At 45.2% G+C, this 15570-nt stretch carries 16 protein-coding genes and 1 riboswitch; of the genes, 11 read left to right on the plus strand and 5 right to left on the minus strand.

The window, feature by feature from the left end:
• Window positions 1-21: 21 nt before the first annotated feature.
• Window positions 22-1452: an ATP-binding protein gene (locus tag QNH15_RS05335; RefSeq protein WP_283893123.1), complete on the plus strand. Its 1431-nt coding sequence runs from the start codon at window positions 22-24 to the stop codon at window positions 1450-1452.
• Between the two features lie 132 nt (window positions 1453-1584).
• Here QNH15_RS05335 and QNH15_RS05340 read toward each other — a convergent pair whose 3' ends face one another.
• Window positions 1585-2256 carry a CAP domain-containing protein gene (locus tag QNH15_RS05340; protein WP_283893125.1) on the minus strand — a complete coding sequence of 224 codons (672 nt, stop codon included), beginning with the start codon at window positions 2254-2256 and terminating at the stop codon, window positions 1585-1587.
• Between the two features lie 87 nt (window positions 2257-2343).
• Window positions 2344-2886, minus strand: a complete 543-nt coding sequence (locus QNH15_RS05345; RefSeq protein WP_283893127.1) for a histidine phosphatase family protein — start codon at window positions 2884-2886, stop codon at window positions 2344-2346.
• Between the two features lie 135 nt (window positions 2887-3021).
• On the opposite strand from QNH15_RS05345, the gene QNH15_RS05350 reads away from it, so the two are divergent.
• Entirely contained in the window at window positions 3022-3651 is a 630-nt protein-coding gene (locus QNH15_RS05350) for a hypothetical protein (RefSeq protein WP_283893129.1), read from the plus strand.
• A 129-nt stretch (window positions 3652-3780) separates the two neighbouring features.
• Here the strand turns inward: QNH15_RS05350 and QNH15_RS05355 are convergent, their stop codons facing one another.
• Window positions 3781-3906, minus strand: coding sequence for a hypothetical protein (locus tag QNH15_RS05355; protein ID WP_283893131.1), 126 nt, complete (start codon window positions 3904-3906; stop codon window positions 3781-3783).
• 143 nt (window positions 3907-4049) lie between these two features.
• Here QNH15_RS05355 and QNH15_RS05360 point away from each other — a divergent pair, with 143 nt between their 5' ends.
• The 6 genes from QNH15_RS05360 to QNH15_RS05385 all read left to right on the plus strand — a co-directional run bounded on the left by QNH15_RS05360 (window position 4050) and on the right by QNH15_RS05385 (window position 9592).
• Window positions 4050-4505: a MarR family transcriptional regulator gene (locus QNH15_RS05360; protein ID WP_061967367.1), complete on the plus strand. Its 456-nt coding sequence runs from the start codon at window positions 4050-4052 to the stop codon at window positions 4503-4505.
• Between the two features lie 113 nt (window positions 4506-4618).
• Window positions 4619-4801, plus strand: coding sequence for an asparagine synthase (locus tag QNH15_RS05365; RefSeq protein WP_283893134.1), 183 nt, complete (start codon window positions 4619-4621; stop codon window positions 4799-4801).
• Window positions 4802-4891: 90 nt separating this feature from the next.
• Window positions 4892-6394: a cardiolipin synthase gene (gene cls, locus QNH15_RS05370; RefSeq protein ID WP_283893135.1), complete on the plus strand. Its 1503-nt coding sequence runs from the start codon at window positions 4892-4894 to the stop codon at window positions 6392-6394.
• 88 nt (window positions 6395-6482) lie between these two features.
• The gene (locus tag QNH15_RS05375) at window positions 6483-7265 is read left to right on the plus strand and encodes an undecaprenyl-diphosphate phosphatase (RefSeq protein ID WP_283893137.1); all 783 of its coding nucleotides are present in this window, start codon (window positions 6483-6485) and stop codon (window positions 7263-7265) included.
• Window positions 7266-7342: 77 nt separating this feature from the next.
• Window positions 7343-7487: riboswitch (cyclic di-AMP (ydaO/yuaA leader) on the plus strand.
• Between the two features lie 92 nt (window positions 7488-7579).
• Window positions 7580-8236 carry a potassium channel family protein gene (locus tag QNH15_RS05380; protein ID WP_283893139.1) on the plus strand — a complete coding sequence of 219 codons (657 nt, stop codon included), beginning with the start codon at window positions 7580-7582 and terminating at the stop codon, window positions 8234-8236.
• Between the two features lie 12 nt (window positions 8237-8248).
• Window positions 8249-9592, plus strand: coding sequence for a TrkH family potassium uptake protein (locus QNH15_RS05385; RefSeq protein ID WP_283895445.1), 1344 nt, complete (start codon window positions 8249-8251; stop codon window positions 9590-9592).
• A 40-nt stretch (window positions 9593-9632) separates the two neighbouring features.
• On the opposite strand, the gene bcaP is transcribed toward QNH15_RS05385, so the two are convergent.
• A complete protein-coding gene (gene bcaP, locus QNH15_RS05390; RefSeq protein ID WP_283893141.1) occupies window positions 9633-11018 on the minus strand; it encodes a branched-chain amino acid transporter BcaP in 1386 nt (461 codons plus the stop codon).
• A 125-nt stretch (window positions 11019-11143) separates the two neighbouring features.
• Window positions 11144-11605, minus strand: a complete 462-nt coding sequence (locus tag QNH15_RS05395; protein WP_283893143.1) for a hypothetical protein — start codon at window positions 11603-11605, stop codon at window positions 11144-11146.
• 181 nt (window positions 11606-11786) lie between these two features.
• Here QNH15_RS05395 and hutP point away from each other — a divergent pair, with 181 nt between their 5' ends.
• The 3 genes from hutP (at window position 11787) to hutU (ending at window position 15564) form a co-directional block, all read left to right on the plus strand.
• Window positions 11787-12221, plus strand: coding sequence for a histidine utilization transcription antiterminator HutP (gene hutP / locus QNH15_RS05400; protein ID WP_283893145.1), 435 nt, complete (start codon window positions 11787-11789; stop codon window positions 12219-12221).
• A gap of 132 nt (window positions 12222-12353) precedes the next feature.
• Window positions 12354-13886 carry a histidine ammonia-lyase gene (gene hutH, locus QNH15_RS05405; protein ID WP_283893147.1) on the plus strand — a complete coding sequence of 511 codons (1533 nt, stop codon included), beginning with the start codon at window positions 12354-12356 and terminating at the stop codon, window positions 13884-13886.
• A 16-nt stretch (window positions 13887-13902) separates the two neighbouring features.
• Window positions 13903-15564 carry a urocanate hydratase gene (gene hutU, locus QNH15_RS05410; protein ID WP_283893149.1) on the plus strand — a complete coding sequence of 554 codons (1662 nt, stop codon included), beginning with the start codon at window positions 13903-13905 and terminating at the stop codon, window positions 15562-15564.
• The last annotated feature ends 6 nt before the right edge of the window (window positions 15565-15570 follow it).

Genomic DNA, 15570 nt, shown 5'->3' on the forward strand with positions numbered 1-15570 from the left:
TGGAGGAAAAGGGGTATAACCATGGTTGAACGATCATTGGTAAAAATGATGAAACTGCAAAGGACGCAAGAAAAACCTCTAAGGGAGGATATGCAGATTACTACCTTGGAAATGGATTCTGTCCACTATTTTCGACTAAAACGAACAACTGCCGGAAACTATACAATCACCTTCTCGGAAGGCGTGATAGCCGATGAATTGGGTTTTCACTTTATGGGATCGGGGGAAATGGCCACCGGTCAGCCGGCAGAGCAATTGAAGCCCTATTTTGAAAAAGCATTTGGCGGGGTGCCGTGTTTTTACAGGACCGGTAATGCAAAAAGAACCCTGTATACCTCGCTTACCCCTGTCTTTTCCAATGGGAAAGTAATCGAAGTAGCAGGTGCTACTGCAGATTATTCCGGAAACATTCATCCCGTTGCAGAGCGAAGGGAATCGTCGCAAAAATATAAAGAAATATTTAATCATAGTATCCATCCTACCCTGCTGTTGGATGATAACCGTGTCATTCTTGATGCCAATCCTGCCGCCCGCCGGCTGCTCGGAATCAGTCCTTATGATGTAGAACGGAGCAGGATAGATGCGTTTATCGTCGGGGAGCCTGGATTTGATGTAACCCTCAATTGGGATTTGTTCTTGCTTGACCCTGCGTACAGGTGGGAGTTTAACCGGGGTACTGCACATAATAAAAGGCTGATTGAGTTTACGGGGAAAAAAGATATTCTTCCCGGGATCCATTTGGGGATTTTACAGGATGTTACCGAGCGAAGGCAAACCCAGGAACGGCTGCGCAAAGCAGAAACATTAAATGTAGTCGGGGAAATGGCTGCAGGTGTTGCCCATGAGATCCGTAATCCTTTAACAAGCCTGAAGGGTTTTGTACAGCTCATGCAAAACGAGGGACAGGCTCATGAGGTGTATTATTCCATTATTCTGAACGAGGTGGATAGAATTGACCATATTATTAAAGAATTTCTGCTCCTCGCCAAAACGGACCGCCAGGAGGTACAGAAAATCAGCCTGGTCAATACGCTGAAGGAAACGGTCTCTCTCCTGGAAACACAGGCGATCTTAAAAAACATCACGCTCGATCTTGTGTGCGAAGAAGATCTCCCGGATAGTCATTGTGATCCGTTTCAGATGAAACAAGTGTTTATCAACCTGATTAAAAATGCGATTGAAGCAAGTAATTCTGGCGGAAAGATTTCAATTACAGCCAAACGCAAAGATAGCAAGTATATTCACTTCACATTCACCGATAACGGAACAGGTATGCCCAACAAAGTGTTAAACCGAATTGGAAAACCTTTTTATACGACGAAAGAAGATGGGACCGGCCTCGGACTGATGGTCAGTTATAAAATTATTGAAAACCATAAAGGTACCGTGGATGTATCAAGTGAAGTGGGAAAAGGGACGACCTTTGAAATATCCTTACCTTTATCCCCCTAAATGAGCCACATTGAAAGTTGACTTTAACCATACTGCTTTAGCAGGTGTTTCGTTGGCTTTTTTGTCCTGATTGTTCTATCTGTAAGCAAAAAAAGAGACAGCCCTTAAGGCCTGCCCCTTTCAAATCCATTATTATCCAGTAAATTCTTGTACGAACATTTTACCGTATTTTCCACCGTCCACAATTCCGATGCCGACTTTAGTGTAATCGGATTTAAGGATGTTTTCACGGTGACCTTGAGAGTTCATAAGTGAAGTATGAGCTCCATCTACTGAAGAGTTTCCAGCAATGTTTTCACCTGCTGTTTGGTATTGGATACCAAATTGCTTCATCATATCAAATGGAGATCCGTATTTAGGTGAATTGTGATCGAAATAGTTATTATCGATCATGTCCTGTGCTTTTACACGGGCCATTTTAGTTAGTTCCATGTCCACTTGAAGTGGTTTTACTCCTGCTTTTTCACGCTCTTGGTTTACTTTTTCAACCATTTGTTTTTCATCAGCTGTAAGCTGTCCTGCTGCAGCGTCAGATTTTGGCGCTTCACTTGTCTTTTGCTGCTCTTGTTTTGGAGCTGCCTGTGTTTTTTCTTGAGCTGGAGCTTGTTTTTGCTCAACGTTTTGAGCTTGTACATCGAATCCTTGTTTCTTTAGAGATTCGATTAATTTATTGATATCAGCATTGGATTGACCCTGCTGTACCTGTACGTTTTGTGATTGCGGGCAATCAGCCGCATGTGAAATCCCTGCGTTCGCACCAAAAAGAGATGCACCTAGAATTGAAGCTACTACTACCTTTTTCATGGATGAATTCCTCCCGTTTTGTATAGTGATGTTAGCTACAACACAGGTTTCGGGTATAGGTGACCATGATTGGGGGTTTGGAAACAACTACCAGTTTAACGGCCAGATTTTTTGGACATGACCCTCATCCAGTAAGATCTCATACACATCGGGATTGGAGAACTGCTTCCAATCGGAAAAACCGATGCGCTCATCAAACGTTCTTAACAAGAGCGCCAATAAATTCCCATGGGTCACAAGAACGGTACATTGATCCGGAGAGGCTTGGATGTCTCGTATTAACTCACTAACACGGTCGGTTGCGCGCTGGCTGGATTCGCCACCTTCAAGTACTGCTTCAAAGTTGGTAAACGAATATTCAAGGTGATCGAGCCAGTCTGGCAGATCCATTGAAGACAGTATTCGTTCTCCCAGGCGCTCATCTGTTTCGATGGGCAGGTTTTTGAAGTGTGCAAGGGGCTCGATGGTATCCACAGCACGGACAAAGGGGCTTGAAATGATCCGGTCAATGGGTTTCATCATTAAAAAGGCTTTTAACTTTTGTGATTGGGCTATTCCTTCTTTTGTAAGGACAGCGTTTCTTTCCTGACCTGATGCCTTACAATGCCGGACAGCGATAACTCGTTTCATGGCTGTTCCTCTTTCTACTATGTATTGTTCAAAACTCTGTATGTTTCGAGGCCGCTAAACCAAAATCCTTTAACGAATACTGTAACAGGAGAATTTTTCCGTTATCGTTCGATCCAGATGAAAGGAGCAAAGAGTGTGTATCCCGAACTTAAGCAATTCAATCAAATGAGCAAGGATTATGAGCAACGTATAAAAGAGGCCCATGATCGTTGGAAAGTGATTAACAGACAAAAGGAGACAGCTTCAAGAGAATATGAGCATTTGCTTGGGCAATACGGCCGAAGAAATTCAAGAGTGGATATCGAAACTCTCCATGAGAGCAAGGATGAGTATCTTCGTCTCCTGGCAAAAGAAAGAGAAGCAATGGAACTTCTCGATGAATTGAAAGAAAGCAAAAATGACAGGATGAGGGAATTTGTTGATACGCTGCTGCAGGCAAGAGACCGGGAAGTTGATGCGGCAACAAGGACCATGAAAAAGAAAATTGACGAAATGCAGCGATTAAAAGCTGAATATTTAATGATTGTGCAGCAAATTCATCAGATTCACCAATACGTGAATGGCATTGAAGAATCCACACTCCAGGCTTTTCAAACCATGGGAACCCGGTATAACCAGAAATCGGATTTCTCCATTTACCCCGCTCTGTCGAGAATGGAGATTACACACCGGGAAATTCAGCAGGTGTTTACAAAAGGAGATTTGCCGGCTGAACTGTCCAAATTTACAGACCTATACTCATCGTTTCATCTTTCCAAAAAATAAAAAAAGGCCATAATCGTTTTGATTATGGCAAAATGCCGAACGCATGATGAAGAATTGGGGTGGGGAAGTGCTGTTTTGCCGGTGAGACATCTGGCCGGCAGAGAGAGTGATATTCTCTACATGATTACATTATGCTCGTATGCCGGCTGAAGTCTGGACAAGTGCCATGATGAAACCGCCCATTTTTCTGCTTCGTATTTCGCCTTCCACCAGCTGCCTCTCTTCAGCAACCTTTTTTTCTACTAACTTCGCCATATATTTTCCAGTAATCATCACCTTTTTGTCTTTATAACGGGCCATTCAGCCTAGGAAGGCCAAATTTTCAAAAAAATAAATTTCCAATGTTTAGATTTTTTAGTATAATGTTATTAGATCATAAAGTTGGGGGACTCTATTCAATGAAAATAGAAGGACTAAAGGCATATGTAGAAAAGCTGGAAGTGGCTCATTATATCCTGTCAAAAAGTTTGCATCCGGAAACAACAGGTGATGGAGATTTGACACGGACCCAATACATCCTTATGAGAATGCTTTCGGAAAGGGACCGTTGGACGGTTACGGAGTTGGCGGAGGTGCTTGAAGTAAAGCCAAGTGCTGTGACTGTAGCCGTAGACCGACTGTATAAAAAAAATTATGTGCAGCGCTATCGCAGTGAAGCAGACCGCAGGATTGTATATCTTGAATTATCTGAAACCGGCAGTGGGATATTAAAAGAAGCGGAAGAGCGCCGGCTTGAAAGCATGGAAAATCTACTGAGCAGAATTTCCAGGGACGACCTAGAAGCACTGATTACGATTTATGATAAATTCGGAAATGACACTAAACAGCATAAAGCCTTGACCTTGGCCCCTTAAAGCGACGGGAATTTTTCCCGTTGTTTTTTTGTGTCAAAACCTCCTTTGTGTATCATACTCCCCGTAAAGTTGAAAATACTAAGGTTATTCCAGCTTAAGGAGGTAGTGCTGTTATGCTGAGAAGAGAAGGGATGATCCCGACTGTACTGGGAACCATTGTGAGTTTGGCCTCTTTTTCGTTTGGAGCATCCACCCGAAAATATTCCGGTCTTTCAAAGGTTCTGCTTGGCTTTGGATTGGCGCACATTGTGCTTGGGGTCATTGATTTATTTGAACATGATCGAGACGAATGGTAAGAGGGAGAGTTCTTTCTCCTTCTTTCTGTTTAAAGAAAGGTTTTATAGGGAATTTTTCATATAAATCCATTAGCAGTAGGAGAATGTACCATGAAACGGATTATTGAATTTATTTTTGTGCTTATAATGATCGCTGCACTGTATGTCATTATTTTTTCTGACCTGGGCTTTTATTGGAAATGGGGCTTCGCTGCCCTGTATGCTTCCATCATCCTGATTACATTATATTCCCTGGTTTTGGAAAACAGGACAGCGCAGCATACTCTGGTTTGGATCTATGCCCTGGTTTTCTTGCCGCTTTTAGGCTATATCTTTTATCTTTATTCCGGTCAGCTTTACTTAAAAGGACACCTGTTTCGGACAAAGCGCAAACATGACCGGGAAGAACTTCAGCTGTTGGCGAAAAGGGAGCAAAAACCCGACTTCTCTGATTTTAATGATCATCAGGCATGCTTTGCCCGGTTCTCCCACAACGTCACAATGACCTTTCAAAATACAGCTACCCAAACAAACATTTTAAAAAATGGAGACGAAACATTTCCTGAAATTAAGAAACGTCTTTCAGAAGCGAAACGCTATATACATATTGAGTATTACATTTTCAGATCGGACCGCCTGGGAAAGGAAATCATAGATATCCTGATTGAAAAAGCAAAAGAAGGCGTGGAGGTCCGTTTTCTGTATGATGCTGTTGGAAGCTTATCCCTGTCTGCTGCCGAAGTAGACCGGATGAAGCAGGCAGGCATTCATGTGTATTCCTTCCTTCCTATTAAGTACGGATTTTTCAACCAAAAATTCAATTTTCGAAATCACCGTAAAATCATTGTGATTGATGGGGCTGTCGGCTTTGTTGGTGGCCTGAATGTCGGGATTGAGTATTTGGGTGAAGATGAGCGGATGGGCTTTTGGAGAGATACCCACATGGTAATAGAAGGGGAAGCGGTGCAAACCCTGCATGCCATATTTTTGCTCGACTGGGATTACGTAAGTGACGAATACCTTTTGGAAACCGAAGAATATTTAACCCCGACACCAGTGAAGGGGGATGGTGCCGTTCAGGTGGTCCCAAGCGGTCCGGATACCCAGGAAGGCATCATGAGTGATCTATACTATTCCATGATTTCCTGTGCCACCAAATCGATATGGATTGCCACACCTTATTTTGTACCGACAGAGTCCATTCGCACTGCGCTCAGGATTGCATCGAGAAAAGGGGTTCAGGTAAGGATTATGGTACCGGAAATCAATGACGGGTTTCTTACCCAATATGCCACCAGGTCCTACTTTCCGGAACTACTGCGCAGCGGGATTGAAATATATTCCTATAAAAAAGGATTTTTGCACCAAAAAGTAATCATTGTGGATGGAGATCTTGCCTCCATTGGAACGGCGAACATGGACATGAGGAGTTTTCATCTGAATTTTGAAGTCAACGTGTTTCTCACTGGGACCTCGTCCATCAAAGAGCTTGTGGAACATTATGAAGAAGATATAAAAGACAGTGAAAAAATCAGACCCGTAGGTTTTTATAAAAGGAGCGTATGGGAAAGGACGAAGGAATCAACTGCCAGGTTGTTTTCCGGAGTTCTGTAAAAAGACGCACCCCAGGTTCTCCAAAACTGTACTATCCTTGTCCCCAAGTGAATAACCTTTATCATGCTGTGTGATAAGAGGTGATCTAATGGATTGGATTGAAGCAGTGGTGTTGGGGATCATACAGGGATTAACCGAATTTTTGCCGATCAGCTCCACAGGCCATTTGCTGCTGGGCAGGCATTTCTTTCGGCTGGATGAAGCAGGCTTGTTTCTGGACAGCATGCTTCACATTGGAACACTGATCGCGGTTATGACGATTTATTGGAAAGAAATAAAGGAACTGATTCGTCAGCCTTTTAGCCGGCTGTCACTTCTTCTCGTTGCGGGAACCGTTCCCACTGTCATTATCGGCCTTTCATTTAAGGATTACTTTGAGGAAATCTCAAGAACCGGAATTACGGTTGGCTGGGAATTTCTCGCCACAGGCTGTATTCTTTGGCTTGCCGATTCCATGAAATCCAGAGGTTATAAGGAATTGGAAGACATCACACTAATGGATGCGGTTCTGATCGGAAGCTTTCAAGGTGCGGCCATATTGCCCGCGGTTTCAAGGTCAGGCCTGACCATCGCAGCTGCGCTTTTCAGGAAGATTGACAGGGGGACAGCTGCCTATTTTTCGTTTCTGTTGTCCATTCCGGCCATTGCCGGCGGGTGTCTTCTGCAGATAAAAGATGTGCTCGGGGGCCAGGCAGAAAAGCTCTCCTTTTTTCCCTTGTTTCTCGGTACGGTGATGTCGGCGGTTTTTGGGTATTTGGCGGTTAAGTGGATGATCGCCCTCGTAAAAAAGGGATCGTTAAAAGGCTTTGCCGTCTATGTCTGGCTGCTTGGATTCGCCATCATTGGCATGCAGGCGGCGGGTCTTTTTTAACCTTTTATGAAGGAAGGAAAGAAAGGATTGACATTTGATTCCTGCAGGATTACATTATAACTATTCAAAATTACATAACCTTTTGATCGCTTAATTTTAAGATTTTGTATAAGCTTAAAAGCGGGGGAACCAATCATATGGGGTGAATCTTTTTAATAAAGAGGGGATACTTCCGATTCCCTAATCCGTCAGCTAACCTCGTAAGCGTTAAACAAGGAAGAAAGGGACAGTTTGGATAGTGACTGACCATTTTTTTTGATGGTCTTTTTTATTTGCCAACTAAAGGGATATTTGACGTACAAGGAGAGAAAATAATGGACAAGCAGTTTGCGGTCATTGGATTGGGCCGTTTTGGCGGAAGCATATGCAGGGAATTTGCAAAAATGGGCTATGAAGTCATGGCGGTGGACAAGGATATCGAACGGGTCAATGAGTTCGCCAATATTGCCACCCAGGCTGTTCAGGCAAACTCGACGGATGAAAAGGCATTGAAGGCGCTCGGTATCCGTAATTTTAACCATGTCATCGTATCAATCGGTGAAGACATCCAATCCAGTATTATGACGACCCTTCTCTTAAAAGAAGAGGGTGTTAAAAAGGTATGGGTCAAGGCAACAAATGATTATCACCATAAAGTCCTTGATAAGCTTGGAGCAGACCGGATTATTCATCCGGAAAGGGATATGGCCCTTCGTGTGGCCCAGTTGATCACCTCCGAAAAAATTATCGATTTTATTGAACTTTCTCATGAACACAGCATTATAGAAGTAGGGGTAACAGACAAGCTGGCTGGTAAAACGTTAACCGAGCTTGATATCCGTGCCAAATATGGGTGCAATATCGTAGCTATTAAAAAAGGCAATGATATTCTTGTTTCTCCGATAGCCAATGTGGTGCTGAGACAAGGGGACATGCTTGTGGTGATTGGCCAAAACAGAGATCTCAATACATTTGAAAATGAAGGGGTGTAACGCTCAGTGGCTCTGAAGGTTGAAAAGCGGAGAGCTTTTCTGTATGAACCAATCCAGCTCAATCCTCCCCAAATCCTTGCCCTTCTTTTCCTGGTGCTTGTGCTGGCCGGAGCCTTGCTGCTTAAGCTGCCCATTGCATCTGAAAAAGGGGTCAGCTGGATTGATGCGTTCTTTACGGCGGTATCTGCAGCTACAGTAACAGGCCTGGTGACGGTTGATCCCGGCTCTACTTTTACCCTGTTTGGCGAGATTGTCATTCTCTTCCTGATCCAGGTGGGAGGGCTCGGAATCATGTCATTTGCCGTTCTCGTTGTCCTTATGCTTGGTAAACGGATTGGCATTAAACAGCGTCTCATCATGCAGGAAGCACTGAACCAGCCATCCATCGGCGGGGTAATTCGTTTGGTCAGAAATCTGCTCGTCTTTTCCCTGTCAATTGAGGCTGTAGCGGTAATTCTCCTTTCCTTTCGCTGGGTGCCTGACCTTGGCTGGGGCAAAGGAATTTACTACAGTATTTTTCACACCGTAGCCGCCTATAACAACGCAGGATTTGGCCTGTGGCCCGACAATTTGGTGAGGTATGTGGGCGATCCGACTGTCAATCTTGTTATTACCTTATTGATCATTACCGGTGGGATTGGTTTTACCGTACTGGTTGACCTTTGGTACAGCAAAAAGTGGAAAGAATTATCGCTCCACTCTCGTATCATGATTTGGAGCACGCTGTTTGTCAACGTGGTTTCCATTCTCGTGTTTTACGCGTTTGAATATAATAATCCGCACACATTGGGTCATTTGTCATTGGGGGAGAAGATATGGGCTGCCTATTTTCAGGGAATCTCACCCCGAACGGCAGGGTTCAATACAATTGATATCGCTGGCATGAGGCAGGATTCCCTGCTCTTTATGATTATGCTGATGTTTATTGGAGCAGGAAGCGCTTCTACAGGTGGTGGAATCAAGCTGACGACGTTTATAGTGATTATTTTTGCAGTACTTACGTTTTTGCGGGGAAAAAATGAAGTTACCGTTCTGAAGCGGACCATAAGAACAGGAATTATCCTTCGTGCCCTTGCCATTGCCACCATTAGCATGCTGCTTGTGTTTACGGGGGTCATGCTGTTGGCCATGACGGAGAAAGCTCCATTTTTAACGATTCTGTTTGAAGTGGTATCGGCATTTGGTACAGTGGGGCTTTCCATGGGGCTTACCTTTAAATTGACCTTGATTGGAAAGATTATTATTATTTGCGTGATGTTCCTGGGGAAAATCGGGCCGCTTACACTCGCGTTTTCAATTGCAAGACCCGATAAGTCAAATATCCGCTATCCGGATGGAGATCTGTTTACAGGATAAAAGAACGTGTGCGGTAAGTACTGCACACGTTCTTTTTTACTTATTTATTATTTAGGTTGCTTGTTCGGCGGGCGTAAAGGAAATAGATGATTAACCCTATAGAAATCCAAATCACGAATGAAATCCATGTGATGGCCGGAAGACTGATCATCAAGTACACACAGAAGATGACGGTCAGGACTGGCAGGACTGGAACAAATGGGGCCTTAAACGAACGTTTAAGATCAGGATGGGTTTTCCTTAATATCAAAACAGCAACAGCAATGAGTGCAAAAGCAGACAATGTCCCCATGTTCACGAGGTGGGCAAGGGTAGTCAAATCGATAAATCCTGCAATCCCTGCTGCTACAAATCCAGTCAGCCATGTGTTTTTAAACGGTGTTTTAAACCTCTCATGGACTTTCGAAAGAACGGGAGGCAGCAAACCGTCACGGCTCATTGCATAGGAAATGCGGACCTGAGCAAAAAGCATGACGAGAAGCACGGTGGTAATTCCTGTTATGGCACCTACTGATACAAGACCGGCAATGGAATCCTGTCCCACATAATGTAGAGCAAAAGAAACTGGGTCTGCCACATTTAGTTTGGCAAATGGCACCATTCCCGTTAAGATGAGGGACACAATAATATAAAGTGCTGTACAGATTGCAAGCGACCAGATGATTCCCAGCGGCAGATCGCGTTGCGGACGCTTGACCTCTTCTGCCGCGGTCGCAACCGCATCAAAACCAATATAAGCAAAGAATACGGTAGCGGCACCGGCAACGATACCCTGAAAGCCAAACGGCATAAATGGTGACCAGTTGTCCGGTTTGACATAGCCGATTCCAGCCACGATGAAGAGCACAATTACAGCCAGCTTGATGAAAACCATAATGTTGTTTACACGGGCACTTTCGCGAATGCCCCTGCTCAATAAGGTTGTAATGATCAAAATAATAATAACAGCGGGAAGATTGATTATACCGCCTTTTCCTGTTCCGGGAGCGGATGCCAGTGCTGCAGGCAAGTGAAGACCAAATCCTGCGATCAGTGACTGAAAGTAGGCGGACCAACCGGTGGCAACGGCTGAAGTCGCCAGCAAGTATTCAAGCATAAGGTCCCAGCCGATCAAAAAAGCAAATACTTCACCAAGGGTTGCGTACGTATAGGTGTAAACACTGCCTGCAATGGGGACCGTTGAAGCAAATTCCGCATAACAGAAAGCAGCAAACGCACAGGCGAGTCCAGAAATAATGAACGAAAGAATCAGGGCAGGGCCTGCATGTTCGGCAGCAACCACTCCTGTTAATACAAAGATCCCGGTTCCGATGATAGCGCCAATACCCAATAAGGTAAGATCAAAGGCTCCGAGTGAACGGCTTAGCCCTTTTTGCTGGCTTTGTGCCAGCATTTCGGAAATGGATTTTTTTCGAAGTATATTCATAGATGCCTCCATTTTTTTAAAAAAATAGAAAATATCGAAAATTTATATTTTCAAACTATTTGTAGTATATTGTCGAAGAGCTTGCTTGTCAACAAATATCAAGTGAGAAAAGTTACCATCTTATGTTAACTGCCGAGAAGCTGGGAGAGGAGTTCACTGTATCTCTTCTTTTCGTCTTTTGTGCTCACGGATCCGTATTTCATCAAGGTTTCTCGTATCATTTCCCCTTGTTTTTTCTCGCTCCAGCAGACATAAGCCTGATATCCGGACGCCTGAAGGTAGGAATTGAGCATATTGTGGTCAGGGCCGAAAAAGAAAGCCAGATGATCAATAAACATCCGGATCCTGTTCAGATTTACCGGTGCAATATGCGTATCCAGGTGATATTTGTAAGGATTAAACTCATCACGCTGAAAAGATATGCCATAGCATTCATCCTCAAGCAATAGTCCGGGTGCCGTTGGAAGAATAAGAAAAGGTATATCCTGCTCATCATACCCGATAAAAAAATCAGTGCTGGTTTCATTTTTTACAGGCTGCCGTTTCATGGTGGCTCGTACGATCTCTTTTTGTACGGTTATCAACACTACCACTCTCTTTCATGAATTGTTACCTACAGCTTGTCCGCTAGATTGCTAGTTTATACATTGGGTTGTGCTGATTCGCTAAAGTAATAAGTTGTTGAAAGGGAATTGACGAACAATTGAGAAACGAATACACTGAGGATAGTACTCAGCCATTAGTGGAAAGATCGAAAGAAGTGGTAGGATGTCACTTGCAGAACAAAAGCGAATCGGCAAGATTGCCATGCTTTATGTGTTGGATGAAGCCCGGCTGGAAAGCGTGGAAGAACTGGGTTGGATTCATTGCAGCGGCAAGGTAGGCTCAATGGAATCCAATAAAATTGTTGCAGCGATTGAAACAGCGGCCAAGAAGAATGAAGTGATCAACGGCAGCGTCTACCGGGAGACTCATGCACTCTACCATGCGATTATGGAAGCGCTTCATGGTGTAACACGAGGCCAGGTTCAGTTGGGAACTGTTCTTCGCACTGTCGGTCTGCGTTTTACCGTGGTCAGAGGCCAACCATATGAGCAGCCGGAAGAAGGAGAATGGATTGCTGTAGCTTTATATGGAACCATTGGCGCCCCCGTTAAGGGACTTGAGCATGAAGCCATTGGACTCGGTATTAACCACATATAACAAAAGATAACAAAAGCCCATAGTGATTAGTGATCAGGGGGCTGTATTTTAAGACAACAGGTGTGCCTGTTTCTTTAAATGCAGCCTCTTTTTGTTTGCACTTCATTAAAGGGGAAAAGGAGCAGAATCGTCATGGTCATTTTGACAGGAAATACGCTGACACTTGAGGAAACAAAACGAATCATGAAAGACGGTGAACAGGTTTCTGCCTGTAAAAAAAGTATGGAGAGAGTAGGTAAGAGCCGGAGTGCTGTTGAGCGGATTGTGGATCAGGGAGAAGTAATTTATGGCATCACCACCGGTTTTGGAAAGCTGAGCGATGTCTATATTGCGCCTGAAGATACAGAAAAGCTGCAAATGAATTTAATCAGAAGTCATGCTTGCGGGGTAGGTGAACCGTTTCCGGAAGAGGTCAGCCGCCTTATGCTCGTCTTGCGTGCTAATGCCTTGCTTAAGGGCTACTCCGGCGTCAGACGAGCTGTGGTTGAAACGTTGCTGAAGCTCGTAAACCATCAGATTCATCCGGTTATCCCCCAGCAGGGCTCTCTCGGAGCAAGCGGCGATTTAGCTCCGCTCTCCCATCTGGCTCTTGTATTGATCGGGGAAGGGGAGGTGTGGTATCACGGGAAGCGAATCGCTGCGATGGAAGCCTTGCTTCAGGAGGAAATCCTGCCGCTTACTCTTACGGCAAAAGAGGGGTTGGCATTGATCAACGGGACGCAGGCCATGACTGCCCAGGGGGTGGCAGCCTATCTGGAGGCGGAACAACTGGCCAGCCAGGCGGAATCCATTGCGGCAATGACGATGGAGGGGTTAACGGCCATTACAGATGCGTTTGATAAAGATATCCATCTCGCCCGGGGCTACAAGGAACAATGTGAGGTTGCAGAGCGGATCCTCTCCTACTTAGAAGGAAGCGGGCTGACGACCAGACAGGGAGAAGCAAGGGTACAGAATGCGTATTCCATCCGTTGTATTCCTCAAGTGCATGGAGCTTCCTGGCAGGCACTGGGCTATGTAAAGGAAAAACTTGAAATCGAAATCAATGCAGCGACAGACAATCCCCTCATTTTTGATGAAGGACGGAAAGTTATTTCCGGCGGCAATTTTCATGGCCAGCCAGTAGCGCTGGCGATGGATTTTCTCAGTATCGCTATGGCTGAATTTGCCAACATTTCGGAACGGCGCATTGAGCGGATGGTGAATCCGCAGCTGAGTGATCTCCCCGCCTTTTTAAGTCCGAACCCGGGACTTGAGTCGGGAGCAATGATTATGCAATATTGTGCGGCTTCTCTTGTGTCAGAGAACAAAACGCTGGCCCATCCTGCCAGTGTCGATTCCATTCCCTCGTCCGCCAATCAGGAAGACCATGTCAGCATGGGAACGATCGGCGCCAGGCATGCTTACCAGATCATCACAAATGTGAGAAGGGTGCTTGCCATCGAACTCATTTGTGCTCTTCAGGCGGTAAGGTTCAGAGGAATTGACCGGATGGCACCTAGAACAAGAAAAATTTATGAACAGGCCAGTTCAATCTGCCCGCCGATCACATCGGACCGTATGTTTTCAAATGATATTGAAAGAATGAACGAATGGCTCAAACACAATCGCTGGGATAGCCTCATTAATGTGTCCGGTGAAAATCCAAAAGAAATGCAACGATAAAAGGGGGAAACGTAACATGTCAGATACTATTCAACGAATCTCTGCTCCACGCGGAAAAAAACTTCATACAAAGGGATGGGTACAGGAAGCTGCACTAAGGATGCTAATGAACAACCTTGATGCAGAAGTAGCAGAAAAGCCGGAGGAACTTGTCGTATACGGAGGAATCGGAAAAGCGGCGAGAAATTGGGAGAGCTATGAAAAAATCGTGGCTACTTTAAAAGAGCTGGAAAGTGATGAAACCCTACTGATTCAATCTGGCAAACCGGTTGCCGTCTTCAAGTCTCATAGTGAGGCCCCAAGAGTACTTCTTGCCAACTCGAACCTCGTTCCCGCATGGGCCAACTGGGAAACGTTTCGTGAGCTTGATGGAAAAGGGCTGATGATGTACGGCCAGATGACCGCGGGAAGCTGGATCTATATTGGCACACAAGGGATACTTCAAGGCACCTATGAAACCTTCGGGGAAGCGGCTCGCAAGCATTTTCATGGTTCGCTCGAAGGGACACTTACCGTTACAGCAGGACTCGGAGGTATGGGAGGAGCACAGCCGCTGGCCGTTACGATGAATGGCGGTGTGGTTATTGCCATTGAATGTGATCTTTCCCGCATTCAACGCAGAATTGATACGAAATATTGCGATGTGCTTGCTCTTGATCTTGATGAAGCATTGATGATGGCCAAAAAAGCGATGGCTGAAAAGCGTCCGCTTTCCATTGGTTTGTTAGGCAATGCCGCAGAATTATTGCCACAGCTTGTGCAGAGAAATGAAATTCCGCAGCTGGTGACCGACCAGACGTCAGCCCACGACCCATTAAACGGATATCTTCCTGTCGGGATGACTATGGAAGAAGGGGCTCGCCTTCGCAAGGAGGATCCTCAAGCATATATCAAAAAAGCAAAAGAAAGTATGGCCGTTCACGTTCAGGCCATGCTCGACTTGCAGGAAAGAGGAGCCATCACGTTTGATTATGGTAACAACATCAGACAGGTTGCATTTGACGAAGGTGTAAAAGATGCCTTTGCTTTCCCCGGTTTTGTTCCTGCTTTCATCCGGCCATTGTTCTGTGAAGGGAAAGGCCCATTTAGATGGGTGGCATTGTCAGGTGATCCGGAGGATATCTATAAAACGGACGAAGTCATTCTAAAAGAATTTGCTGACAACACGCATTTATGCCACTGGATCAAAATGGCCCGGGAAAAAGTTCAATTTCAAGGACTGCCTTCACGAATTTGCTGGCTCGGATATGGAGAACGGGCAAAATTTGGCCGTATCATCAATGAAATGGTGGCAAAGGGAGAGCTGTCCGCTCCAATTGTCATCGGACGTGACCATCTGGATTGTGGTTCGGTAGCTTCTCCAAACCGGGAAACCGAAAGCATGCTGGATGGCAGCGATGCCGTAGCCGACTGGCCGATCCTGAATGCGCTCATTAACTCCGTCAATGGAGCAAGCTGGGTTTCCCTCCATCATGGCGGTGGAGTGGGAATGGGGTATTCCCTGCACAGTGGGATGGTGATTGTGGCCGACGGTACCCATGAAGCAGGCGAAAGGTTGGAAAGGGTGCTTACCTCAGATCCGGGTATGGGCGTGGTCCGGCACGCGGATGCCGGATATGATCTGGCTAAGAAGACCGCCAAAGAAAAAGGAATTCATATGCCAATGTTGCAGGAATAGGAGGAA

Origin of the sequence: Fictibacillus enclensis (assembly GCF_030123385.1) — a bacterium.
In the GTDB taxonomy this organism is placed as follows: domain Bacteria; phylum Bacillota; class Bacilli; order Bacillales; family Fictibacillaceae; genus Fictibacillus_C; species Fictibacillus_C enclensis.